The following is a 25,651-nucleotide window of genomic DNA, read 5'->3' as shown; positions in this document are numbered from 1 at the left end:
AACTCTCTGTGAATGGGCACAGGCCTAGTCCAGGTCATCCATGCCGAAGTTGTCGAGCGGCGCGAAGGGGTCGGCCACCGGAGCCGCAGCGGGCGCGGGCTCGGGATCGGACGCCGGAAGCGGAGCGGGAGCAGCCGCAGCAGAGCCCACCGGCGTAGAGGACATGAGCTCGGGCGGGAACGAGTTCTGGGCATCGTCCATGAAGTGCTGGATGAGCTTGATGTACTCGGCCTTGAACTCCTCGCGGGAAGCCTTCAGGCGATCGATCTCCTTGATCTCCTCCTGCTTCTCCTGCAGCGCCTGGCGAATGACGTCGCGGGCCTTCGCGTCGGCCTCGTTGGCGATGCGCTCAGCGTTCTGCTGAGCGTCGTTGATGATGGCCTCGGCGGTCTGCTGCGCCGAAATAAGGGCCGCAGAGATCTGACGCTCAGAGGCGGAAATGCTGGGCTGGACAGGAGCAGGAGCCGTCACCGGCTGAGAGGCAAGCTGGGCCTGGGCGTCGGCGAGCTGCTGCTCGGCGGCATCGAGACGGTTCTTAAGATCGACGATCTTGGAAAGCATCGCGTCGACCTCGGCGGAAACATGCTCCAGGAAGACATCGACCTCGGCGGGATCATAGCCGCGCTTGGCCTCGGAGAAGGTCTGGGCCTGAATGTCTGCAGGTGTGATAGCCATGTCTGGTACTCCTTTTCGTCGCGTGAGCAAGCCGATCCATGCACGGCTGCCCTGCGTTTCCTAAACGATTATACCTATTACAAATCGAGCGATGAGATTGAGCGCAAGAATCGCAATAACCGGCGAGAAGTCTAGGCCGCCCATCGGCGGAATGATACGCCGGAACAGACCCAGAAACGGCTCGCAGATAGATTGAAGCACCACAGCGATGTCATATGCCAAGCCACCCTCGCGCAGAGGAAACCAGCGCAAGATGATATAGATCAGAATCAACATCTCGTAGAAGTTGACGAGCGTGCTGATTAGCTCGGCGAGCGAGTATGCGGTAATGATGAGAACCCCCTGTTATTTCAGGTAGCCGTCGTCGCGCAGCTTCTGCAGGTCGGAGTTTTTGACCTCGCAGCCGGCAGGCAGAACCATGAAGATGCGGTCGCCGACCTCCTGGACCGAAGCGCCCAGGCCGCAGGCGAAACCGTAGCTAAAGTCCAGGACGCGCTTGGCGACCTCGGTGCGCACGCCAACAAAGACGAGGGCCACGGGCTGCTTGGTGCGCACGCGGCGAACGACCGTCTCGACGTCGTCATAGCTCTCGGGACGCAGGATGTAGGCGGGCAGCTGCGGCGTCGCGTTCAAGATCGCGCTCGCGTGCTGAGCCGTCTCGACCGCAGACGGGGTGGGAGCCGGCGTCGAAGCCTGGCTGCGCACGGTCGCCGCATAGCTCGAAGGCGTGTCGTAGGCACCCGGACGATAACCGTCCTGACGCGAAGGCGGGTTATACGTGGTGGCATGACGGTCGGCGTCGCCCACGAGCTGACCGGAGCGGGTATACACCGCCACGGACTCAGCCTCGCCGCGGCGCGTCTGGCCCAGGATGCCGTTCGTGGAAGGCTCGGAGCCGCTGTATCCGCCGCCGCTGTAGCCATCGGCGGATGTCCCGTAGCTATCCTGCTGATAGCCGTCGGAGTAACCGGCGCCGTCGTAGTAGTCGTCACCATAGCCGTCGTCCTGGCCATAGCCGTCCTGCCCATACGAGCCCTGGTTCTGACCGAACGGAAGCCTACTCTTGATATCGTCTAAGAAGCTCACGTCTCTCAACCTCTCTGCGTGCACGATGGATGAGCGGTGCGGTAAGGACAACGCTAGTTCGTCTATTCTAGCTCAAACGCCGGGTCAAACACCACCCTGCCCAGGCGAACGAGCGTAGAGCCCTCCTCGAGCGCAATCTCGAAGTCCTCGCTCATCCCACAGGACAGCTCGGGCAGGCTCATGTCGGCGTAGGTTGCCTCAAGCTCGTCGCGAAGCGTCCTGAGTCCCGCGAACGTCTCGCGGGCACGTCCTTTATCCCCACGGGGGGCCATCGTCATAAGTCCCTCGATGTGAATTCCACGAAGTTCGCGCAGCGCGTCCATGGAAGCGCGCAGGTCGTCGGGGGCAAAGCCGGACTTGGAGGCCTCGCCCGAGACATTCACCTCCAACAGCACGGGCTGCGGAGCCGCAAGAAGCCCCTCCCCCATGCGCCGCTCGGCACGGGACGAGACGGCCTCGGCAAGATGCAGCGAGCTGATGGAGTGGATGCAGGCGGCCCTGCCGAGGACGGCGTTGATCTTGTTGGTCTGCAGGTTGCCGATCATGTCGAAGCGAACGTCCTCGCTTACGCCGGCGGCCTCGAGTCCCTCAAGCTTGCGCACGAGCTCCTGGGGCCGGTTCTCGCCAAAGAACCGATACCCCGCTCGAATCGCATCGAGAACCTGCTCGACACCGACGGTCTTCGACACCGCCATGACCTTCACATCGGACCATGAGCGCCCCGCCCGCGTCAGCGCGGCATCAGCCCGAGAGATGATCTCCTCGCGACGGCGGCGAATCAGGTCGAGATATTCAGTCATGGAACACACCCTCTTTATCACGTTGGTACGCCTTCATACTAACGCAGGGCGCGACCCCGTGAAACGGAGCCGCGCCCTGGACACGCAAGGTTTATAAGCGCACAGAGGCGATGGCCTAGGCGTCGAAATCCTCGTCGTCGGACTCGTCGTCATCGTCGTCGTCCTCGTCGACCGGGTTCTCGATGAGCGCCTTGAGCTCAGGGGTGACCTCGTCGACGGGAATGTCGGCCACATAGGCGGCATCGATCTCGGGGCGCAGGATGACGCCCTCGCCGGACGGCACGCGCAGCGCCTCGAGCTCATCCTCGTCGAAGCCCGCGATGTCGACGCTGTTCCAGCGCTGCCCCGTAAGCAGGAACATGATGCGGCTCGCGGCGTCGATGCTGTACTGCGCGCAGCGGTCGAGGTAGCGGGAAACCATGATGACGCGGCGGAAGTCGTCATAGGAGCGGTCGTCGGCCAGCTCGACCGAGGACATGCGGTTGAAGGCGCGGAAGAACTCCTCGTAGATGCTGTGCGCCGACTCCTCCTGGCCGCTCAGGGTGCGCAGCAGGGTCAGGTCGTTGGTCACCAGCACGGAAGCCGCGGTGCCCATGACCTTGTAGACGCTCGCCGCCTCCTGGTTCACAAGATCGATGAGCTCGGCAGGAAGCTCGATGTCGGTCTTCACCTTGAGCTTTGCGGCGCGAGCGACACGCTGCACCTTGTCGCACATGCGCTGCAGGCAGAAGTCGGTATAAATGAGGGTCTGAAGCAGGCGGAAGTCGGAAGCCACGGGCGCCTGCGTAGCGATGAGGTTGTAGCAGACGGCCTCGAGGTTGGCGCAGCGGGCGTCGATCTTGAGGGTCTTCTTCTTGGTCTTGGAGGCGAGCTTCTTGTCGCCCTCAACGAATGCGCGCACGGCGTCATGCAGCGTGAGGTCGATCGCCTCGTAGATGGAAAGCATCTCGTGACGAGCCTCGATGAGCTGGCGAGAATACAGTTTACGCATGTCAAAACTCCAATCAGTGTGTGCACAAAACGCGCCTTCCGCCCGTGGGGCGGCAACCGGCGCCTAAAAGCGACCGGATGGTACGGCCCGCGGGACGTCGCCGCGCGAGACGCGGGAGCCTGCTGTCATACCCTGGTTAAGTGTAGAAACTCACCATTAAGGATTTGTAAGGAAACGGCTAGCGAACGGTCTGCAATGAGCTCGCCATCGCAGGGTGTCTCCCATACACGCAACAAGGTGTCCCGCCCTAGCAGAGCACCTTGTTCTTGTCGCATAGAGACTGATTGGTGAAGGTCCTAGCCGCGCAGCATGGCGATGGCGCCGTGGCGCCCGCACCTGCCGTTCTCGGCCCGATACGAGAAGAAGCGGTCGTTGTCCTTCATGGTGGAAAGGCCGGTGTCCCAGATGTCCTCGTCGGCCACGCCGGCATCCCTCAGCGACGCCCGAATGCATGCCGAGAGGTCAAGCAGGCGGCCCTCCCCCACCCGGGTATTCGGGAAGCTATTGCGGAAACGCTCCATAAGCTCCTCGGAGACCTCGTATTCGTCACCCAGGATATGGGGGCCGATATATGCCCGGATATCTTCAGGGCGGCATCCCGACGCGCGGACAAGCTCGCGCGCAGCCAACCCCGCAATACCCGCGACGGTGCCTTTCCATCCCGAATGGACAACGGCAAACGCGCACGGAGCGACGAGGACCACGGGCACGCAGTCGGCGAAACACAAAAGCACAGGTACGTCGGAAGCGGTGCATACGACGGCGTCTGCCCCTGCGGTCGCCTCGGCGCGCGCAACCTCAACGGCGGCAGGCGCGTTGTCGGCAATCGTCACGATATGGGAGCCGTGCACCTGGTTGGGAACGATCAGACGATCTGCGAACGGCTCGGCACCAAGGGCGGCAAGCACGCGCCGACGGTTCTCGGCCACGGCAACTGGATCATCCTCGACATGGGTGCCCAGGTTGAGCGACGTATACGGCGCAGACGAGACGCCGCCAGTGCGCTCGGTAAACCCAAAGGGAACCGGCCCCTCCAGGTTGCCCACAAGCGTCACACCGCCCCGCGTCACCCGCTGCAAGATATCCCGTCCGTCACTCTTCATGACTCCTCCTCCTTATCCATCGTGTCGCCGACGCTCCTCGGCAAGGTGCGCCACCGCATACGTACACAGCACATGTACCCAGAGTGGCGCATCCACGCCACAGCTCACGATTCCAACACGCCTGCCCCTCACACAAAAGCCCCTGCCGTCAGCATGACGACAGGGGCTCCGGAACGGACGTGTAAATGCTCTTAGAACGAGCCACGCTTCAGGAAGTCGGGCAGCTCAAACTGGTCGTTACCGAAGTTGGGAACCTCGGTGCCACCGATGTTGCGCGTCGGAGCAGCCTTCTGAGCGGGAGCCGCATGCGAGCCAAGCGAATCGCGCTCGGACGACTTCGACGAGCTCGAGGTGAAGAGGTCGTCCTGACGGTTGACGTTGGAGTCGGAGAAGCCAGTCGCGATGACGGTGATGCGCACCTGATCGCCCAGAGACTCGTCGACGACGGTACCGAAGATGATGTTGGCCTCGGGATCGACGGCGTTCGCAACGAGGTCGGCGGCGTCGTTGATCTCCTGGATACCCAGGTCCTTGGAGCCGGCGATGGAGAGCAGCACGCGCGTGGCGCCATCGATGGAGCTCTCGAGCAGCGGGCTGGAGATGGCCTGCTGGGCAGCGTCCACGGAGCGGTTGTCGCCAGAGGCGGTACCGATGCCCATCATGGCCGTACCGGCCTGCTTCATGATGGTCTTGACGTCAGCGAAGTCCAGGTTGATGACGCCCGGCACGGTGATGAGGTCCGTGATGCCCTGGGTGCCCTGGGACAGGACGCCGTCGGCGTTGGAGAAGGCCTCGAGCATGGTGGTCTTCTTCTCGGCCGTGGCGAGCAGGCGGTCGTTCGGGATGACGATGAGGGTGTCGACGCTCTGGGACAGCGTGCGGATGCCCTCCTCGGCGGCCTGCTTGCGCTTGCGGCCTTCGAAGGTGAAGGGCTTGGTGACAACGGCAACGGTCAGCGCGCCGACGTCGTTCATAGCGATGTCGGCGACGATGGGAGCAGCGCCGGTACCGGTGCCGCCGCCCTCGCCGGCGGTGATGAAGACCATGTCGGCACCTGCAAGGGCCTCGGCGATGTCGTCACGGGACTCGTCGGCAGCCTTGCGACCCACCTCGGGGTTCGCGCCAGCGCCAAGGCCACGGGTTAGGTCGGTTCCGATGTGAACCTTGATGTCCGCATCCGAGATCGCAAGCGCCTGCGCGTCGGTGTTAATGGCAACGAACTCGACGCCGCGGATGCCCTCTTCGATCATGCGGTTGACCGCGTTGGTACCGCCGCCGCCGACGCCGACCACTTTGATGACGGCAAGATAATTGTTGATCTCGTTCTCGTGCATGTCGGTCCTCCGATAAACGGTACTGCGGGAAACTATGTCAAACTCTAAGGTTCAAGTTTACATGAAACGTCGAGGTAGACCGCCTTATATTTGCACAAAATGCAGGTAGCGGTCAAATCCGGTCTCCTGGATTGTGGAATTGGCGAACAATGCGCAGGTGGCGGCGGCAACCGTTCGCCGAAAAGATGCGGTCATCAACTGTCGGGTGCACTGCGGAACGAATAGTTGTCGGGCGTACGGACGTTGATATAGGTCACACCCTGCTCCTGTTCGAGCAGACGAGTCACCACGCGCTCCTTGAGAGCGATGTCGGTGGGCTCGCCGAGCGACACCTCGACACCCGAGTCCAGATCTGCCGAGATCGCCTCTTCCGAGGTGAGCGAGATCTCTTTGATCTGCGCGATGAAGTCGCTCGAGAAGCCGCGTGCATACTCGAGACCCGCAAGAATCACCTCGGAGGTGACCTCCTGGCCCGAGACAGGCTCCACGTCGGAGGCGATATCGGTAAACAGGACCGCACCGTCACGCCGCGCAAGGGCCTGCGCCGCAGCAAGACCGGTGAGCGTCTGGGTTCCGTCGGGATTGTTTGTGACCTCCCCCTCATCCGTCGTGTCGGCGCCCTGGTCGCCCGTCCCGTCCGACGTGTCGCCGGAGGCGTCTCCATCGGTCGCAGCGGCGTCGTCCCCAGAGGTCTCGGTGCCGGAAGCTTGATCTTCCGACGTCGCGTCGTCACCGCTTGCCGCGTCGGTTCCGTCCGCGGCGTCGCCCGATGCGGCGTCACTGCCAAGCGTGCTTCCTGCGGCGCTGCCGGAATCGGAGACGATGTTGCCGTCGGCGTCGACGGTCACGGTGAGCGAGACGGGCGAGATCCATTTGTTATCGCTGCTAATGGCCCACGCGACGTCGCTTGCCGTGATATAGGCGATGGCCGAGACGTCCCATTCGGTCGGCGTGATCACGAGCGTGTCGGGAAACTCGCGCTCGATGGTCACCCCGCTCACCCAAGGATTCGACTCCAGCGACGAGGCGATCGCCGACTCGTTGACGTTGAGCAGCGTGGTGCCGGCGGGCACCTTGATGAGCTGTTGGGCTGTCTGCTGGGGAATGTGCTCGCTGCCGTTCACGATGACGTTGGTCGCCGTGAAGAGGGCGGAGTTGACCACGACGATTGCAACCACGGCAACCAGCACGAGGGCGCCGGCCGCTGCGGCGACCACCTTGCCCGGAAGGTGCGGACGAGGGATGCGGGAGATGACATTGCCCAAAAACGCAAAGGGCGCAGCAAGGGCAGACAACGGGCTGCGGCCCGCAGAGGTGGGCTTCGACGCGACCTTATGCCCCGAGGTGGGAACGGAGGTAAGCGAACGCCCGGGCGTCATGCGCGGCGCGGTGCGCTTGCGCGCGGTCGCGGCCGGCATCTTCGAGCCGATGACCTTGGACGATGGCGCAACGTGCCCGCTCGACGCTTGCGGGCGGAGGGCCGCGGCCTTCGCCGAACCCCGCTTGGTGGGCTTCACGGCGGGCTTCGCCGTAGCCTTCACGACAGAGATAGCCGCAGGCTTCGCAGCGGGCTTTGTCGCGGGTCTTGCGGCGGGACGCTGGACAGCCTTTGACGCAGGAGTGCGCACCGCCGAGGAACCCTTCGGCGCGGAGACGCGGCGAGAGGTCGAGGCTGTCCCCTGCTTAGTGGAGAGCGCAGGCTTGCGCTTGGGCGTCGCGGTATAGGAACCGATGGGTTTTCGAGCCGGCGCGGGAGCAGGCGTGCTCGCCGGGCGGCTCTTGCTGCTACGCAGGTTCGCCGACTGTCGGCGCAAACCCGTGGCTTTGCGGAAGGTGGGCTTCGAGGCGCTAGAACCCGAGGAATTTAACTTCCGGTTGAAGCTCGACGCCATACGCCTCCCGCACCTTTCCATAGACGTGTCGAATGACCGCCGCAACGTCGGAGGCCGTCGCGGTGCCCGTGTTGATGATAAAGTTACCGTGAACCTGAGACACCTCTGCCCCGCCTACGGAAAAACCCTTCAATCCACAGTCCTCTACCATCTTTCCCACACTTCCCTCAGGTGGGTTCTTGAAGACCGAACCGCACGTGGCGCTCCCAATCGGCTGCGTACGCCGACGCCGCGCCAAGAAACGCTCCATCTTCTCGCGAATCTCACCCTTGTCGGCAGGATGTAGGCGCAGCGTAGCCTCGAGCACGATCTCGTCGCGCGGCAAGCCGCACTCACGGTAGCCCCAGGCAATCTCGTCATGCGCGTAGTGACGCATACCGCGACCAGGCTGGTAAGTCATGACGTCCTCGATGACCGAGCCGATCCACTCGGTACGTGTTCCCGCGTTCATGGATACCGCGCCGCCCATGGTGCCCGGTATGCCCATGGCAAACTCGAGGCCGGACAGCCCCTTGGAGTACACCTCGTTCACCAGACGCGCCAGAATCACGCCCGCACCCGCCGTGACGGTACGCCCGTCCTCGGCAAGCACCGTGCGCATAAACTCACGCCCGAGGGTGACCACCGCTCCCTCGTAGCCCTCGTCGGCAACGAGCAGGTTGGACCCACGCCCAATGATGACCCAGGGCACGCTCTCACGGTTGAGCGTCTCGATGGCGCGGCGCAGTGCATGGTAGCTGTGGCAGGTGATGAACAGCGCCGCCTTGCCGCCGATGCGGTAGCTGGTGTGGCGCGCAAGGCGCTCCTGCTCTATGACATCGGTGTCGATGGCACCGGAAAGCGACATGACGGCGTTGAACAATCCCATGGCCGGCTACTCCGCCTTGGCGGACGAGGTCTTATAGTCGATGAACTCAGGTCCGACGGTGGTCACGTCGCCGGCGCCCATGGTGATGAGCAGGTCTCCCGGCTCGACAACCTCAGCAAGGCGCTTGGACACAAGCATCCGGTCGCCCACGTAGATGACCTCCTTGCCGGGATGGCGCGTGCGCACCTTGTCGGCAAGCATGCGGCTCGTGACGCCGGGAATCGGCATCTCCCCGGCCGAGAACACGTCGATGAGCACAAGGCGGTCGGCATCGGCAAACGCGTCGGCGAAGTCGTCGGCAAACGCCTGCAGACGCGAATAGCGATGCGGCTGGAACACGACGTCGACGTGCTTGAAGCCAAGCGAGCGCGCGGCCGCAAGCGTCGCCTTGATCTCGGTGGGATGATGGCCGTAGTCGTCCACCACGGTGACGCCGTCGACGTCCCCCACGTGCGTGAAGCGACGACGAACGCCCTTGAAGCCCGAGAGCGCCTCGGCAGCGCGGGCCACATCGAGGCCGAGCGCCTGCGCTACCGTAAGCGCGGCGGTGGCGTTGAGCAGGTTGTGCACGCCCGGGTTCGCCTGGATGGACACCTGGTGCTCAGAGCCGTCCGGGAAGCGAACGGTGCACGAGGCGGAAAGCTCATGCTGGACGACGTGCGGCGTGCACACGACGTCGTTTGAGGAGTCGGTGCCGTAGGTCACCACACGGCGACCGCTCGAGTGGGCAAGCTCCGCCAGATGCGGCGTGTCGCCGCATACGATAACGGTGCCGTCCTCGCCCACCAGGCGCATGAACTCAACGAAGGTCCGCTCGATGTCCTCGAGCGAGTCATAGTGGTCAAGATGGTCGGCCTCGACGTTGGTGACTACCACGACGTTGGGATCGAGGTAGAGAAACGAGCTGTCCGACTCGTCGGCCTCGCACACGAAGAAATCGCCCGAGCCGTTGCGCCCGTTGGTGTCGTATCCCTCGACGATGCCGCCGATGAGGAAGCTCGGGTCCTCGCCCATGCGGTCGAGCATGGTGGCGCACATGGAAGACGTCGTGGTCTTGCCATGCGTGCCCGCGATGGCGATGGTAGTATGCCCATGCCCCAGCGCAGAGAGCATCTTCGCGCGCGGCCAGACGGGAATGCCCAGCTCGCGAGCGCGTACCAGCTCGGGGTTGGTCTCGGGAATGGCCGTGGAGACCACCACGACGTCCGGGGAAAGCTCGTCGATGGTCTCGGCGTGATGTCCCACGCGAACGTCGACGCCAGCGCGGGTGAGCTGGCGGATATAGCGCGAGGTCTTGAGGTCGGATCCGCTCACGGCGTAGCCGCGCTCGTGCAAGACGAGGGCAATGCCGCTCATGCCGGCGCCGCCGATGCCGATGAAATGCGCACGCTTAAAGGTCGATGCCGTGGGCGCGCTCGAAGTATCTGCCATGCGGATATACTCCCCTTCGAATATGGTCGATGCATATCCTTGACACTTTACCGCAACTTGACGCGACGTGCGACGAGCAGGGTCTTCGGCACTTGTGGCTTAAAGCTCCTCGAGCGCGTCGGCGAGGCGGGCCGCCGCCCGGTCCTGCCCAAGGCCGCGGGCGGCCTCGCGCATCGCAGCGCGGGCGTCCGGGTCGGACAGCAGGCCCACGAGGCGCTCCTCGAACTCCTGAGAATCGATCTGGGCGTCAGGGAACATGACCGCTGCGCCCGCGTCCACGAGATATCGGGCATTGGTGGTCTGATGGTCGGCCGTCGCAAACGGATACGGCACCAAAACCGAAGGTACCGCAAGGGCAGCGATCTCGGCGACCGACGAAGCCCCCGAGCGCGAGAGCACCAAATCCGAGGCGGCAAGGACGTCGCCCATGCCATCGATATAGGACACGACGTGATAGCGTTCGCGCTCCTCGGGCGTAAGCGCAAGGGCGGCCACGGTGGCATCGTAGTCGTCGGCGCCGGTGGAGTGCAGCACGTGCACGCCCTCCAACCCCAGCAGGCGGTCCTTCAGGGCAACCATGCGCGTGTTGATATGATGGGCCCCGAGCGAGCCGCCAAAAACCAGCAGCAGCGTGGCGTCGGCGGGAACGCCCAGCGATGCCCGACCTCGGGTGCGGTCACCGGCAAGGACCGAGCCGCGCACGGGATTTCCGACCATCTTCACCACGTCGGGATTGGCTCCGTGCTTCTCGAAGACCTCGGCCACGCTTGGCTGGGCGATACCGATAAGCGAGGCCCCCTTTGCGGACTGCTTGTTGGCAAGGCCCGGAACCGAGTTCTGCTCGTGAAGCGCATAGGGAATGCCCAGGCGCGCCGCCGCGCGGACAAGCGGGAGCTCGACATAGGCACCAAAGCCGATGACCACATCGGGACGAAGCGAAGGATCTTCCTTGAAGGCGCGAACGAGCCTGCGCTCTTCATGCGCCAGATGCACGAGCGCGGTCACAAGCGTCCAGGGCTTCTGACGGTCGAAGCCGGTCACGTTGACGGGATAGAAGGCAAACCCCGCCTGAGGAACCAGCTTGCCTTCAAGACGACGGGTCTCGCCAAAGAAACGCACCTCGTGCCCGCGTGAACGGAGCTCCTCTGCAAGCGCGAGGGCCGGGTTCACGTGCCCTGCGGTACCTCCCGCCGCAATGGCGATCCTTCTCTTATCGGTCATAGCGTCTCCCCCTTGGCGACCTGGTCGTCCGGCTGCCGCCGGGCGCGTATCCTCCCCTGTCGTATCCCACGCGCGGGCCGCTCGAACGCAGCCGGTCCGCGGGGTCGTTTCCCAAATCTATGCGCGAGCGCGCCGATGAGCTCGCTGCACCGCGCGCATCCGAACGCATGGAGGCAAGCGGCGTGTTGCGGCCCGACGAGGGGCGACGTCCCTCGCGGCGCCCGCCATCAGCGTCTGCATCGCGACGAGTGCGCGCATCGGGACGACCGGACGCCCCGTCCAACACCGTGAAGCCGCCCGACCGGGAAGAGCGCGGATGCGCCTCGCCGGCGGTACTCTCGTCCACCACGGCGAAGTCGTCGCGGCGCACATCGTAGACGGTCTTGGGATTGCTCTCAATGGACACCCGGAGAATAAGCCCCATAAGGATGAGCGAGGCGATCATGGACGAGCCGCCGTACGAGATGAACGGGAGCGTCTTGCCGGTCATGGGCGTCACGCCCAGGATGCCGAGCACGTTGATGAGAAACTGCATCGAGATGAGCACGATCGAGCCCGACGCGATGAGGCGCCCCTGGATGCTCGGCGACTGCCAGGCGATCTTGAAGGCGGCATACACCATGACGGCGAACACGGCGAAAAACGCCAGCGTGCCCACCAGTCCCAGCTCCTCGCCGATGATGGCCAAGATGTAGTCGTTATGGGCTTCTGGCAGGTAGTTGTACTTCATCGTGGAGTTGCCGACACCGCGCCCGAACAGCCCGCCCGAGGCGAACGCCATGATGGCAAGCGTGGCTTGGTAGCCCGTGTCGTACGGGTCCTCCCACGGGTCGCCCAAGAACAGGCGGTCTGCGCGATAGCTCGATGACAGGATGAGCACAAGGACCGCGACGACACCGACTGCCACGATGCATCCGATGAGCTTGTAGGAAAAGCCTGCGAAATACGCCATGCAGAAGACCGTGGCCCCGATGATGAGGCAGGTGCCCATGTCGGGCTCCAGGATGATGGCAAGCAGCGGCGCGAACACACAGGCGCCGAGCATGATCAGGAAGGTCTGTGTGTTGATGGACTCGATCTCGTAGTATTCGTAGAAGATCTTCGCAGCGGTGACCACGATGATCGACTTGGCAAACTCGGACGGCTGGAACTGCTGTCCCGCAATGACGATCCAGCGGCGTGCACCGCCCGCGTCACGGCCGATGGCAAGCACCAAGAACAGCAGGAACAACATGCCGAGCCAGACCCACCACACGACATCCGTGCGCATGGCGGCAAGGGGAACGCGGCTCACCGCGATCATGCAGATGAGTCCCACCGCGATGAAGATCGCCTGGCGCTGCAGGTAGTACACCGAGCTTCCGGTCTCCTTGAGCGCCTCGACCGACGAGGCCGAATACACCATGAGCAAGCCGAACCCCAAAATGGCGGCAAGGCAGGCGAGAAAGACGATGCGCGGGCGCATGATGCGCGCGGGCACGCCGGCGATGAGACGCTCGCCCAGGGCGGAGTGCTCGCCGTCGCGACGACGCGTGCGAGGACGGCCGGACGCGGCACGCCCCCTCGATTGTTCGACAGCGCCCGTCGGCGCATCCGTGCTATTCATGGGCTACCTAGCGTTCGTCGGACGCGGCGGCGCGAATCTCGTCGAGATAAGCCTTGAAGGCGCGGCCACGCTCTTCGAATCCAGAGAACTCGTCGAAGCTCGAGCAGGCAGGCGACAGCAGCACGACGTCGCCGCGCTCAGCAAGGTTGCGCGCGACGTCGACGGCGTCGCGCAGGTTTTCGGCCTCGGCCACCTCGAGCTCGTGCGTATCGTCGGCATCGAGGAAGGCCTGCAGGAACCGCGAGCGGGCCTCGCCGAAGCACACGACGGACGCCACGGTGGACCGCACCACGGCGCGGGCGAACTCCTCAAGCGGGGTGCCCTTGTCATGGCCGCCCACCAGCAGCACCACGCGATCGTGCGGAAACGCCGTGAGCGCCTTTACGACCGCATCGGTGTTGGTGGCCTTGGAATCGTTGACGAACCGGACGCCGTCGATCGAGCCGCAGGGCTCGATACGATGCTCAAGCGGCTCGAAGGAGCGCAGCCCCTCGCGAACACCCTCGGGCGCAGCACCCACGAAGAGCGCGGCGGTCGCAGCGGCCAGCGCGTTCACGACGTTATGGTGGCCGGCAATCTTGAGCTCGTCAGCCGAGACGAGCGGGGTCTCTTCCCCACCCAGACGCACCGTAAGAACTCCGTCCCGAACAAAGGCAGCATCAGGCGTGCCCGGATCGGTTACGGAAAGCGACAGCACACGCCTGCCCGGAGCCTCGATGAGACCCAGGTGCTCGCAGACGCCCTCGTCCTCCACATCGACGACTGCCAGGTCCTGCTCCCCCAGGTTCTGGAAGAGCCGGCACTTGGCACGGGCGTAGTTCTCGTGGCTGCGGTGCCACGACAGGTGGTCGGGCGTGATGTTGAGCAAAATGGCGACCCGGGGATGAAGCTCCTCGGTCGTGGCCAGCTGATAGCTTGAGAGCTCTGCGACGAACCACTCGTCCGCCCCACGCTCACCCACGCGCGAAATCGCGGTGTCGCCGATGTTGCCCACAGCCGACGAGACCATACCGGCAGCATGCAGCAGGTGATTGGTCAGCGCGGTCGTGGTGGTCTTGCCGTTGGTCCCCGTGATGCCGATCCAGCGCTCCGGCGTCAGCCGGTAGGCGAACTCCGGCTCGCCCATGACCTGCGCCGCGTGTGCGCGGGCGCTTGCGAAGAAGTCAGAGAACTCCGAGATGCCGGGGCTCGTGACACAAACGTCAAAGGACCCCTCGATATCCTCGGTGCCGTAGACGAACGTGGCGCCCGCCGCTTCGAGGGCGCGCGTGGCGTCCGTGGGGGTGGACGTCGCGCCGCCGTAGACGGTCACGCCGGTCACGCGGTCGGATCCGTGGGCAAGCGCCCAGCGGACGATGTCGAGGCCCGTGGTGCCCTGGCCGAGCACGAGCAGGCTGAATCGATCAGGAAGAGACATGCGAACTCACTATCCCAACTGGAAGAACAGCGCCAGGCCCAGCGCACCGAAGGCGGCGGCCACAATCCAGAACCGGATGACCACCTTGGTCTCGGCCCAGCCCAGTTTCTCGAAATGATGATGGATGGGCGCCATGAGGAACACACGCTTTCCGGTGGCCTTGAAGCTTAGGACCTGAATCATGACGGAAAGGGCCTCGATGATGAAAAGTGCGCCCACGATGAGCGAGACGACCTCGGTGTTGGTCATGATGGCCACGCACGCAAAGGCGCATCCCAGCGCAAGCGATCCGGTATCGCCCATGAAGATGCTCGCCGGATAGCAGTTGAACCACAGGAATCCCAAGCAGGCGCCTGCACACGCGGTGCAGAAGACCGACAGGTTGGGATCGCCGTGCAAAAACGAGATGGCAGCCATGATGAGCATCGCAATCATGGAGGTGCCGCCCGCAAGCCCGTCCAGGCCGTCGGTGAGGTTCACCGCGTTGGACAGGCCCGCGATGAGCAGCCAGGTGAACATGACGTAGAGCCACGGAATCTGGAACGGCTCTCCGCCGAGCTCAAACGAGGTGGTGAGCACGCCGAGGTCGATGGTAAAGCCGCCCGGGAAGCGAACCTCGGGGGCGACGCCGCACCAGTTGACGGCAAGCAGGCAGAAGACGACGCAAATGAGCGTGAGGCCGATCATCTTGGCGTGCGGGGTAAGGCCCAACGAGCGCCCATGCGACACGGACGTGCCGTCGTCGATGAGGCCGAGCAGGCCGCAGGCAAGGGTTGCGACGAGCACAAGCACGAGCTCGGTCGTAAGGCGGCCCAGCAGAATGCAGGTGACGGTCACCGCCAGCAGGATGATCACGCCGCCCATGGTGGGCGTGCCCTGCTTGATGAGGTGGCGCTGGGGTCCGTCTGCGCGCACCTGCTGGCCGATGCCCTCGACCTTGAGCAGACGAATCCAGAACGGCATGAGCACCGCGGCGATGATCGCGGACACGCCGAGCGCCAAGAAGGCCTGGAACGTGGGATACATCGGGTTACCGAACATCGGCGCACACCCCCTCAACAAAGCGGTCGAGCCCCACGGCATGCGAGCCCTTCACCAGAACGGTGTCGGTCGCCGAGAACGTGGACCCCCATCGTGTAAGCGCAGCATCGACGTCGGGCATGTGGGAGACGCGGTCCTCGGGAAGCCCCATGAGGCGTGCCGCGGAAGCCATGTGCTCCGCGTCCTTGCCGCCGACGCATACAAGCTGGTCGAGCTTCTTGGCGGCGGCGTAGGCGCCCACGAGCTCGTGAAGGCGCGGGGCCTCGTCGCCAAGCTCGCCCATCTCTCCGAGCACGGCAACGCGTCGGCCCGCCCCATCAAGCCCGCAGAGCAGATCCAGGCCTGCCGCCATGGACTCGGGGCTTGCGTTATAGGAGTCGTCGATCACCGTCGCGCCCGAAGTTGCATGGCGCAGCTCCTGGCGATGCCCGGTGAGCTTCAACGAATGGAATACCTGGTCGATCTCGTACTGCGCGATGCCGAGCCTATGGGCTACAGCCGCAGCGTAGAGCGCGTTCGGCACCGCCTGCGCACCCGTGATCGAGAGCCCCGTGTGATACTGGGACCCGTTCTCGAGCATGATGTCGAACTCGGGGCAGCCGTCGGCGCCCACCTGGATATCGCGCGCCCACACATCGTCGTCTTCGCTCATGCCGGCAAGCAGCACGTCGACGCCGGCCGGGCGGGCGAACTGCTCGATGATAAACGGCGTGAAGTCGTCCTCGCCGCCCAGAACGAGCAGCGAATGATGCCCCTCGAAGTTCTCCGACGAAGGCGGCATGCCTGCGAGGACCTCTGCCTTGGCGCGGGCGATGTTCTCCCGGCTGCCGAGCATGCCGATGTGCGAGGTGCCGATCTTGGTGATGATGGCGTAGGTAGGCTGGGCGCAGCGCGACAGACGCTCGATCTCGCCGAACGAGTTCATGCCCATCTCGAGCACCATGACCTGCGTATCCTTAGGAGCCGAGAGAATGGTGAGCGGCATGCCGATGAGGTTGTTGAAGTTGCCCTGCGTGGCATGCACGCGATAGCGGGTCGCCAACAGCGCGCTCAGGATGTCCTTCGTCGTGGTCTTACCCACCGAACCCGTCACGGCGACGACCGTGCACTTCATGCGGGCGCGATAGCCCTGAGCAAGCCTGAGCAGGAACTCCTCGGCGTCCTCTACATAAAAGACCGCGCACTCGTGGTTGTCCGCAAGCCGGATGAGCTCGCGCGTCGGCTCCTTGGTAAGAACAACAGCACCTGCCCCGGCCTCGATGGCCTGGGACGCGAAGTCGTTGCCATCCACGCGCTCCCCCGGAAACGCGACGAAGATGCAGTCTTCGGTGACCTCACGCGAGTCGATCACGCAGCCACGGCACACGCGGTCGGCGTTGCCGGTATACGGCCGGGCCCCCGTAACCCGCTCGATGTATTTAACGGCTATCTCTACCATGCAGCACTCCTTATTAGCCTTTACTGCAGCAGATTATTGTACCTAAGCGGGATGCCTCCATCGTGCACGCCTTATGGAGCCGCCGACAGCTTCGCGTAATCCCCCATCATCGCGTCGGCTTGATTCCGAGCGTGTTGAGAGCGCTCGACATGATGGTCCTAAAGGGAATCGCCGCCGCGTTCGAGCCGCTCGGGGTGCCGTCGAGGGTGATGTACACCGCCACCGCCGGGTTGCTCGCCGGCGCGAAGCCCAAGAAGGACGCCATGTACATGTTGGCCTCGTAGCCACCGGTCTCGCTCGCGCGCTCCGCCGTGCCCGTCTTGCCCGCCACGTCGTATCCCGGGACCTGTCCATAGACACCGGTGCCCTCGTCGACGACGGTCACCATCATGGAGGTGACCTGGCTTGCCGTGTCCTCGCTCACCACCTGGGTCTTGCCGTCCGACCAATCGACCTCTTCACCCTCGCTCGACTTCAGGAAGTGCGGGGTGCAGCAGACGCCCTTGTTGGCCATGGCGCACACCGCGCGCATGGTCTCGATGGGCGCGATGGCGATACCCTGGCCAAAGGACATCGAGCCCAGGCTCGAGCCGTCGTAATCCTCGCGCTTGCGCACGATGCCCGCAGACTCGCCCGGAAAGTCGATGCCGGAGTTGTGGCCGATTCCATAGGTGTCCAGATATTCGGCAAAGCGGTCGGCGCCGATCTTTTCTCCCACAAGCACCATGCCCGTGTTGGATGAGCGGCGCATGATCTCGCGCAGGGTCATGGTCATGCCGTAGGGGCGCTTGTCGGCGTCGGCAACCCAGTCGTCGCCCACCTTGATGGTCGCCGGCACCTCGAACGTGGTGTCGGGGGTCACCAGGCCAAGCTCGATAGCCATGCCCGAAACGAGCGTCTTGAAGACCGAGCCCGGCTCGTAGGCGTCCGTCACCACGCGCAGGTTCATGTCCGCCGCGTTGGTGTTCGACAGATCCGTCTGGTCGTAGGTCGGATACGAGCAGCACGCGAGGATCTCGCCCGTCGTGGGATCTGTGACGATGGCAGAGCCGTACTGCGTATTCGTCTCCTGCACGGACTGCGCCAGGGCATCCTCAGCCACGCGTTGAATGTTCACGTCGAGGGTGAGGACGATATCGATGCCGTCTTTTGCCGCGACCTTCTCGTAGGCTCCGCCGGCAATGTAGGAGCCGTCGCGTGCGCGCTCGCGCACGATGGAGCCGTTCTCACCCGTCAGAATGTCGTTGTACTGGGCCTCCAGGCCCGACACGCCCTCGTTGTCCATGTTCACGACGCCGAGCACCTGCGAGGCGAGGTTGCCATAGGGATAGACGCGCTTGATGGCCTGCTCGAACTCGATGCCCGCGATGTCGCGGTCCGCGAGCTCGTCGGCAATCTCCTGGTCGACCTGGCGCTGAATATAGACAAAGGTGGTGTCGCGCTCCACCTTCTCGCGGATGTCTTCCTCGTCGGCGCCGAGCACTTCGACGAGCGCCTTCACAGCCTCGTCGGTATCCTCGATAAGCTTGGGGTTCACATAGACGTTCTGGCATTCCACGCTCGATGCGAGCACGTTGCCGTTGCGGTCATAGATCGTGCCGCGCTTGGCGTAGAGCGTCTGGCTTGAGACGCGTCGCTCGTCGGCGCGCTTGCGGTAGGTTTCGCCGTTGACCACCTGATAGTCGACAAGACGCACCACGCCGCACGCGAGCGCGAAGCCCAGCGCGCCCGCCACCACCGTGCGGCGCGAAACCCTCTCGTGGGCAAGGTCGCTATGGAGCAAGTCGGTTCGCGGCCGGCTTCCGCGCTGGCTGCGCTGGCCTCGCGAGCCGCCAGAACCGCCCCTACCCGAGCCGCCGCCCCCTGGGGAGCGGCGGTTTCCGGTGCTGTATCGATTGTCGTATCGGTTGCTATACCGACTGCCGCGGTCATCTCCGCGACGTCCGTCACCGGACCCGCGGTATCCGTCACGAGCCATGTCAGGGCCTCCGTTGTTACTGGGCCTGCGAAGCGGCGTCCGTGGTCACAGGTGCGCCGCCACCATCGACGTTCGCGTCGACGCCGCTGGCCGCCGCGTCGCTCACGTCGATCGTCACGGTCTCCTCGGGCTCAACCATGCCCAGCGTGCTCGTCGCAAGATCGCGGACGCGGGTGTCGGCGCCGTAGACGGAGCGCATGACCTCAAGGCTCGAAGAGGTATCCTGAGCGGCCTCGAGCTCGTTGGTGGTCTGGGCGCTTGCGTTGAGCGCTGCGGCAGTGGCGCTCGCAATGGTAACGCGGGCAACGCCGATGATGCAGAACAGCGCCATGAGGACGCAGAAGATCTTTACAACGTGGGTGAATGCCGGGCTTACCGTCTGGTTTGCCTCGCGGGCCGCTCCGGTGTAGACGTCGAAGCGGGGACGCTCCCCCGCCCGGGGCGCACGCGGCGAGCCGAGCGGGGACAAGGGCGCCGGCGCGGCCTGCATATCATAGGCGAATGCTGCGTTTGAGGTGTTGATACCCATGATATGCGGCCTCCCCATCCCTAGGATGTGTGTCGTGCGTTTAAGCTGCGTTTATGGTGTGGCGGGATGGGGCCATGAAGCGTGTCGCCCGGAGGGTCAAATCCGTTCGGCGACGCGTATCTTGGCCGATCTCGCACGCGGGTTGCGCTCCACCTCTTCGGCTTTGGCAACCAGCGGTTTGCGGGTGATGACGTCAAGTACCGGCACGTTGCCGCACACGCATACCGGAATGTCCGGCGGGCACGTGCAGCCCCGACTCTGCTCTTGGAAGAGGTGCTTGACGATGCGGTCCTCGAGCGAGTGATACGAGATGACGCAGATGCGCCCTCCCGGATTGAGCCAGCGGACCGCCGCCTCAAGCCCCCGCTCGAGCACATCGAGCTCGTGGTTGACCTCGATGCGAATCGCCTGGAAGCTCTTGCGGGCGGGATGATGCCCGTGCCGGCGCGCTGCAGCCGGAATGGCTGCCTTGATCGCGTCGACGAGCTCCCCGGTGGTGCGGATGGGCTCCTTCTGCCTGCGGCGACAGATCTCGCGGGCGATCTGGCTCGCGAACTTCTCTTCGCCGTAGACGCGAAGAATCCGGGCGAGGTCGGCTTCGGTATAAGTGTTGATGACCTCTGCTGCGTTTAAGGGGTTGTTACCCGGATCCATCCGCATATCAAGGGGGGCGTCCTCGTGATACGAGAAGCCCCGTCCAGGGATATCGAGCTGCGGGCTCGAAACGCCTAGGTCGAACAGGATGCCATCGACACCCGGTACCTCTGCAGAGCAAAGCAGCTCGTCGAGGTCTCCGAAGTTGCCCTTCAGGAGTCGGTGTGGGGTGTCCGGCGCCTCCCGGTCAAGCCGGTCGGACGCCGCAGCGAGCGCCATGTCATCCTGGTCGATACCAAGGAGCAGCCCATCCGAGCCAACCTCGCGTGCCATATGCACCGAGTGGCCGGCCCCGCCGAGCGTGCAGTCGCACACCACGGCACCTGGTTTGAGCTGCAATGCTTCGAGCACTTCCTGAAGCATGACGGGTTCATGCCGATATGCTTGTGTCAACGTTCCCTCGGCCATGTCCGGTCCCCCTTTCGAACCTTACGAGAAGAAGAGCGCCATGAGCTTGTCCTGCGACTCTGCAAGGCGCTTGTTCCACGTCGCACGGTCCCAGACCTCCAGATGGTCGGCGTTGCCAACCACCGTGACCTCGCGCGAGAGGTGTTTGCTCGCACGAAGCGTGTCCGAGAGGCCTATACGCGAGGCGGAGTCGATATCCATCGGCGCCGCCATCGCGTTGAGCATACGTCTGAGATCCTGGTCTTCCGGGCTGCGCGGGTTAAATCCCCCACGCTTCTCGAAAAGGCTGTCGACCCAGTTCCCATACTCGCTCTCAGAGAACACGTACAGGGCCTCGACATCCGGGGCGGGCAACACGCGAACATGCTCACCGAGCTCGTTGCGGACGGCTGCAGGCAGGGAAAGGCGACCTTTGGCATCGAGATTGCGCTCGTATGTGCCGGTCAGCATCACTGCCGCACCCCTCCTCTCGGTTACTCGGCGGGTATGTACGCGGAGAACCACTCCGACTGTCGACGGTTTTTATCTTATGGTCTCGACTCCCCCGTTGCAACATTTTTTCCCACCTTCTCCCCCAACGGTCCCCTTTGACCCCTCGAAGTGAGATGGCACATTCGTTCGGCTGTTTTGAAGCAACACTATATGTTGTGTTTGGAATGGGTTATTCTTGCCAGATATCGGGCATGCTCAGCAAAGCTAAACCTTCGAGTTGAGGTTGAACCGAATTTTACGTGTCCCCCGAGAAGTTGTGTCGAAACAAAGAATCCGCAGGTCAGAGCGGTGGGAGCTGGTGGGAGGTGCATGACCAGGGGAAACGCCGCACGTCTTGTCGGCGCACGGGCGATGCCGGCTTGCGCGTGGACCTATATATGGTGGTCAACCCTGCCCATTTGGCGCCATGCGATGCCCCACCGGCTCCCACCGCGCTGCAACCGCAGGTTGTGTGTCGCGGAATACAGACAAGTTGCCGACACGCTGCGGTAGTCAATGGTCAGTACTGGTGCCGCCTGGGTACAGGCGAGCTACACGGGGATGGCTCGCGGTCAAAGGGCCTGCCGCCTGGGCACAAGTAAGGCGCCCAGGGATGCAGCGATGGTCAAAAGATTCGCCGTTTGGGTACGGGCGAAGCGTTCGGGGAGAGATGATGGTCGAAAGAAGGGACCTCTGGGCAGACGACATCCCCCCGAGGCGTCACTCCTGGTCAAATTGCGCATCGCCTGGGTAAAAATGATCGACTTTAATGCTGCGAGACCCTTTGACAAGCTCCTGGACTGCCCAGGAGAGACACACATTGACCACCACCCCTCCTCCACCGCAGGGTTCCTGCCCAGCGGTAGCATGTATTGACCATGCAGAAAGGAGGCGGGGCGCCCCGTGGAAGTTGGGGGCGCCCCGTGGAAGTTGGGGGCGCCCCGTGGAAGTTTGGTAGTCGAATCGTCCAAACGAGAGGCGCTTTCGGGGATTATTTGGACGGAAGACGCACCCAACTTTCTACGAGGGCACCGAACTTCCGACAGCAGCCCCGACTCGCGGCGGAGAAAACGGGCGAGGGACCGCACCCGCCTCGAGAGACGACCAGCCCCTACTCCCCCGCCAGCAGTCGCATCATGAGAGCCGCGGCCTGAGCGCGGGTAGCGGTGCCCACCGGGTCGAGGATGGCGGGCGAGCCGTCCGCGCGCTCGACGCCGGAGACGACGCCCGTCGCCACCGCCCAGCTCATGCACTCGCGGGCCCAGGGGGAGACGTCCGTCGCATCCGGGTAGTCCGAGAGGTCAGCGCGCTGCGACGTGTCCTCCCCGCGCAGGGCGGCCCAGCGCATGAGCACCGCTGCGGCTTGCTCGCGCGTGAGGGCGCCGTCGGGGTCCATGAGGGAGGTGCCGTCGTAGCCGGAGAAGAGTCCCTCGGAGACGGCCCAGGAGAGGGTCCCAGCGTACCAGGCGTCGGGGTCAGCGTCCGTGAAGCCGTCGAGCGCCGAGGGGTTGCCGGGGGCGGCGCCCTCGACGTTGGAGATGATCGTGGCCAGCTGGGCGCGGGTGAGCACGTCGTCGGGGCCCATGAGGCCGGTGCCGTCGTAGCCGTGGAGAACGCCGGCATCCACGGCCCAGTCGATTGCGTCGTGGTACCACGCGCCCTGGTCGACGTCGACGAAGCCGTGCGTCGCGCAGAGCTCCCCGCCGTCGCAGCCGAAGGAGACCTCGATGATCACCTTGCCCGCGGGCTGGACGAACGACCACGTGCCGTCGCCGTTGTCGACGACCTCGACGGGCTTCCCGTCCTTGTCGGTCACCACGACCTCGCGGACCTCCTGCCCCTCGTCGGGGACCGGCTCGACGGTGACCGTCTGGTCCTTATGCGGGCGCGCGGGCGAGACCTCGACGGTGCCGCCCGCCCCCGCGTCGACCGTCGGCGGGTAGGTCGGCACCGGCGGGGCCGAGTAGGAGACATCCACGGAACAGGATGCCTGCCCCGCGCTGTAGTTGACGGTCTCGGACGAGGTGGCCATGAAGGTGTATTCCGTCGACCGGTTGGGCAGGTAGGCCTCCCACGAGGAGCCCTCCCCCGTCACCGTGATAGACGAGTCGGAGCACGAGACTTCTGCCGCCGCGCCCTCGGGAAGCCCCTCGATCGTAAGGACCACGCGCCCGCCGCCCAGCAGCTGGCCGTGATCTGCGGCGAGCGACAGCCCGGGACGCGCCTTGAGGATATTTCCAGTGACGTTGCCCGGCAGGGCGATGTCATAGAACCCGGCAATGGTGTCATTCGACCATGTGGGGGTGGTGCCCAGAGTGATGGACTTACCCTCCCCCGCGTTCGCATCGCTGAAGCTGCCGGCAACGGTACCCGTAAAGCTATCGCCATCCACCAGCACACCGTTATCAAACGCCAAGCTAACCGTGACGTCCGTCGCGCTGTCGTACGTCTTGCTCGGCGTACCGGAGACGGAGGCGGTAGCCTCCTTCCGCTTCAACGTCACGGTAACGCTTGCCTCGCTGGCGACCATGTTGGTGTCGCCGTTGAACTTGACGGTCAGCGTGTTGTTCCCGACGGACAGGCCCTTGTCCGCCGTGTTGTACGTCAGGGTGTAGGAGCCGTCCGCGTTCTTTTTGCTCGTACCGGCAAGGAGCTTATCGCCGTTGTAGAGCTCAACGGTGTCGCCATTCGCGTCCGTCAGTAGGTCAACGAGCCTGTGCAATCCCGCGAGCAGTGTATTCTGCGCTGGTGCCTCCCCTGTGGCACACGGTGCTACGGTAAGCGTGAGGGTGTCGCCGTAGGTGAGGCTCGCGCTAGACGGCTCGACCTTTAGTTCGGTACTGCTCTGCATGATGGAACCGGTAACGCCGGTGGGGGCGGTGACCGTGTACCAGTCCGTGTCGTTGCCGCTGGTTCCCGTAATGCTAACGGTGACGGGGATATTTGTCCCCACCCCGGCGCTTTGGTAGGTACCGGTGCCAGTCACGATGATGTTATCTGTGCTCTTTACAAGATCGTCCGCAGCCACGGCCAGAGAAACCGCCGCGTCGGTGTTGCCGTTGTAGACCTTGGTAATGGCGCCCTGCACCTGCGCCGTTACCGCCTTCTTGTTCAGGGTGATCTGCACCGTGGTAGAGCCGCTGTTTAGAGTGCTGCTGCCGCCGTATTTTACCGTGAGGGTCTGCGGCTGGCCTGTCGGGATAGCCTTGTCAGCGGTATTGTATTTCAGGGTAAAGCTGCCGTCGGTGACATTCGCCGTGGCAATCAGGCTATCATTTCCCGACACATACAGCCCCACTTGATCCTGCGCCGGTTCGGTGATGGCGTTGATACCGTTGCTGGCCGCTGGCGGCATGCTGGAGGCGGCAATCGTGCCGGTGACCGTGATGGTGTCGCCGTAGGTGAATGTGCTGGTCTGGTCCTCGCCCTTGTATGTAGTGGCCGTGATGTCCGGCGTACCGGCGTTGATGGTGATGGACAGGCTCGCAAGGTCATGTGGGTTTTCACTGCCGGGCGCGCCGCCTTGTATGGTTGCCTGGACGGTGAAATTGTGGTTGGCAGCCGTCCCCTCTGGCGTGCCCGTGATGGTGCCGTCGTTGCTCAGTGTCAATCCGGCGGGCAACGTGGAGCCGGTAGCAAGCTCCCAGGTCACGGTCTTGCCGGTCTCCACATTGGCTTTCAGGGCTTGGGAATAGTACACGCCCACCGTTCCGTCGTCCAGGCTGGTGGTCATAATTTGTGGCAGGGTGGTGACGGTCAGGCCGGTAGTGCTGGGATCGGATGGGTTATAGTAGTCATTTCCGGCGTATCGGGTGTAGAAGGTGTAGTCTGTGCCGGGGTTCAGGTTGGTAAATGCGGCGCCGTCCTGCCAGTGGCCTGGCTCAGTCTCCGTACCTGTCACATAGCCGTATTGAATCTCGCCATAGGTGCCGATGTTGCCATCAGAAACTGTATTCAGCGTTATGCCGGTTTCAGATCGACTGGATGACGAAATGGGCCCAACTGGCGTTGCGTCGGTCGTCGCCTTGGACACGGTGAGGGGGGCGGTGCCGGTGTTCCCCAGCAGGCCGGCGCCGCCGCTGTAGACGGCGGCGATGGTGTAGGTGCCGGGTTTCCAGTTGGCGCCGGTCAACTCCAGCTCATACGTTGCGGTGCCGTTGGATACATTTGCGGGCGTGCTGTTCAGCGGGGCGCCGGTTGTATCCGTTCCCTGATAGAAGGTCACGGTGCCGTCATTGACCACCCCGGAGCCGCCTGCGACCGTGGCCATTGGAGTAACGGTGGAGCCGTAGGTGGCGGTGGCGGGGGTTACAGTCACGGAAACTGTGGCCGGGCGTTGCGGTGTAATGCCGCCTACCGTGCCGGTGATCGTCCCATAGTCCTCAATGGTGCCGCTGTTGGTGAAGGTGCCGCCGTCCTCTACGGTAACGGTGCCTTCGTTGGTCAGCGTTGTGCCGCTGGGCACGGTCAGGCTGGCGCCGCTGGGGATGGTGAGGGTGTAACCCTCCGGGATGGTCACATCGTCGGGGAGGGTGACGCTGCCGTAGACGGTGCCGCTTGTGCCTTCAAATACCACGCCGTTTTGATAGTTTTTCGAGGCGGTTCCGCCTGCAGTTACCGACACCTCGTTGGCAAATACCACTGCGCTGTTTCCGTTGACGGTAAAAGTTGCGGGACCAGTGCCGCTATTTTGGAGTGTGATTGAGTT

General features: G+C 63.9%; 20 protein-coding genes. All 20 read right to left on the bottom strand.

The annotated features are described in order from the left end of the window. Positions 1-24 precede the first annotated feature (24 nt). The 20 genes from B5F33_RS06530 to B5F33_RS06430 all read right to left on the bottom strand — a co-directional run bounded on the left by B5F33_RS06530 (position 25) and on the right by B5F33_RS06430 (position 25,585). Entirely contained in the window at positions 25-675 is a 651-nt protein-coding gene (locus tag B5F33_RS06530; RefSeq protein WP_087411005.1) for a DivIVA domain-containing protein, read from the bottom strand. Between the two features lie 60 nt (positions 676-735). Then, positions 736-978 carry a YggT family protein gene (locus B5F33_RS06525; protein ID WP_255376257.1) on the bottom strand — a complete coding sequence of 81 codons (243 nt, stop codon included), beginning with the start codon at positions 976-978 and terminating at the stop codon, positions 736-738. A 42-nt stretch (positions 979-1,020) separates the two neighbouring features. Continuing rightward, positions 1,021-1,761: a cell division protein SepF gene (locus tag B5F33_RS06520; RefSeq protein ID WP_087411003.1), complete on the bottom strand. Its 741-nt coding sequence runs from the start codon at positions 1,759-1,761 to the stop codon at positions 1,021-1,023. A gap of 62 nt (positions 1,762-1,823) precedes the next feature. Further along, positions 1,824-2,561 (bottom strand): YggS family pyridoxal phosphate-dependent enzyme, encoded by a 738-nt coding sequence (locus tag B5F33_RS06515; protein WP_087411002.1) that lies wholly within the window; start codon positions 2,559-2,561, stop codon positions 1,824-1,826. Between the two features lie 115 nt (positions 2,562-2,676). Beyond that, on the bottom strand, positions 2,677-3,552 hold the full coding sequence (locus B5F33_RS06510) for a PhoU domain-containing protein (protein WP_087411001.1): 876 nt from the start codon (positions 3,550-3,552) through the stop codon (positions 2,677-2,679). A gap of 296 nt (positions 3,553-3,848) precedes the next feature. After that, positions 3,849-4,655 carry a polyphenol oxidase family protein gene (locus tag B5F33_RS06505; protein ID WP_087411000.1) on the bottom strand — a complete coding sequence of 269 codons (807 nt, stop codon included), beginning with the start codon at positions 4,653-4,655 and terminating at the stop codon, positions 3,849-3,851. Positions 4,656-4,846: 191 nt separating this feature from the next. Then, a complete protein-coding gene (gene ftsZ / locus B5F33_RS06500) occupies positions 4,847-5,989 on the bottom strand; it encodes a cell division protein FtsZ (RefSeq protein WP_087410999.1) in 1,143 nt (380 codons plus the stop codon). Between the two features lie 194 nt (positions 5,990-6,183). Continuing rightward, the gene (locus B5F33_RS11020; protein WP_239284897.1) at positions 6,184-7,506 is read right to left on the bottom strand and encodes an FtsQ-type POTRA domain-containing protein; all 1,323 of its coding nucleotides are present in this window, start codon (positions 7,504-7,506) and stop codon (positions 6,184-6,186) included. Between the two features lie 331 nt (positions 7,507-7,837). Next, entirely contained in the window at positions 7,838-8,749 is a 912-nt protein-coding gene (murB, locus tag B5F33_RS06485) for a UDP-N-acetylmuramate dehydrogenase (RefSeq protein WP_087410996.1), read from the bottom strand. Between the two features lie 6 nt (positions 8,750-8,755). Continuing rightward, the gene (gene murC / locus B5F33_RS06480) at positions 8,756-10,180 is read right to left on the bottom strand and encodes a UDP-N-acetylmuramate--L-alanine ligase (protein WP_087410995.1); all 1,425 of its coding nucleotides are present in this window, start codon (positions 10,178-10,180) and stop codon (positions 8,756-8,758) included. A 99-nt stretch (positions 10,181-10,279) separates the two neighbouring features. Continuing rightward, positions 10,280-11,401 carry an undecaprenyldiphospho-muramoylpentapeptide beta-N-acetylglucosaminyltransferase gene (murG, locus tag B5F33_RS06475; protein WP_087410994.1) on the bottom strand — a complete coding sequence of 374 codons (1,122 nt, stop codon included), beginning with the start codon at positions 11,399-11,401 and terminating at the stop codon, positions 10,280-10,282. Next, positions 11,391-13,007: a putative peptidoglycan glycosyltransferase FtsW gene (locus tag B5F33_RS06470; RefSeq protein WP_087410993.1), complete on the bottom strand. Its 1,617-nt coding sequence runs from the start codon at positions 13,005-13,007 to the stop codon at positions 11,391-11,393. Before B5F33_RS06470 ends, murG begins: the two co-directional genes overlap by 11 nt. Before the next feature lie 7 nt (positions 13,008-13,014). Next, positions 13,015-14,424 carry a UDP-N-acetylmuramoyl-L-alanine--D-glutamate ligase gene (murD, locus tag B5F33_RS06465; protein ID WP_087410992.1) on the bottom strand — a complete coding sequence of 470 codons (1,410 nt, stop codon included), beginning with the start codon at positions 14,422-14,424 and terminating at the stop codon, positions 13,015-13,017. A gap of 9 nt (positions 14,425-14,433) precedes the next feature. Beyond that, entirely contained in the window at positions 14,434-15,465 is a 1,032-nt protein-coding gene (gene mraY, locus B5F33_RS06460) for a phospho-N-acetylmuramoyl-pentapeptide-transferase (protein ID WP_087410991.1), read from the bottom strand. Further along, positions 15,455-16,903, bottom strand: a complete 1,449-nt coding sequence (murF, locus tag B5F33_RS06455) for a UDP-N-acetylmuramoyl-tripeptide--D-alanyl-D-alanine ligase (RefSeq protein WP_087410990.1) — start codon at positions 16,901-16,903, stop codon at positions 15,455-15,457. The genes mraY and murF overlap by 11 nt, the downstream gene beginning before the upstream one ends. Before the next feature lie 106 nt (positions 16,904-17,009). Beyond that, positions 17,010-18,686 (bottom strand): penicillin-binding protein 2, encoded by a 1,677-nt coding sequence (locus tag B5F33_RS06450; RefSeq protein WP_343215922.1) that lies wholly within the window; start codon positions 18,684-18,686, stop codon positions 17,010-17,012. Between the two features lie 211 nt (positions 18,687-18,897). Then, the gene (locus B5F33_RS06445) at positions 18,898-19,410 is read right to left on the bottom strand and encodes a cell division protein FtsL (protein ID WP_087410988.1); all 513 of its coding nucleotides are present in this window, start codon (positions 19,408-19,410) and stop codon (positions 18,898-18,900) included. A 96-nt stretch (positions 19,411-19,506) separates the two neighbouring features. Then, complete coding sequence (gene rsmH / locus B5F33_RS06440; RefSeq protein ID WP_087410987.1) at positions 19,507-20,472, bottom strand: 16S rRNA (cytosine(1402)-N(4))-methyltransferase RsmH; 966 nt, start codon at positions 20,470-20,472, stop codon at positions 19,507-19,509. A gap of 21 nt (positions 20,473-20,493) precedes the next feature. Further along, positions 20,494-20,922: a division/cell wall cluster transcriptional repressor MraZ gene (locus B5F33_RS06435; RefSeq protein ID WP_087410986.1), complete on the bottom strand. Its 429-nt coding sequence runs from the start codon at positions 20,920-20,922 to the stop codon at positions 20,494-20,496. Positions 20,923-22,054: 1,132 nt separating this feature from the next. Beyond that, on the bottom strand, positions 22,055-25,585 hold the full coding sequence (locus B5F33_RS06430) for an S-layer homology domain-containing protein (RefSeq protein WP_158095325.1): 3,531 nt from the start codon (positions 25,583-25,585) through the stop codon (positions 22,055-22,057). Positions 25,586-25,651: the final 66 nt, after the last annotated feature.

Origin of the sequence: Collinsella sp. An2 (assembly GCF_002160065.1) — a bacterium.
Lineage (GTDB): Bacteria > Actinomycetota > Coriobacteriia > Coriobacteriales > Coriobacteriaceae > Limicola.
The sequence above is the reverse complement of the archived record's forward strand: the minus strand, read 5'-3'. Positions and strand labels throughout refer to the sequence as shown.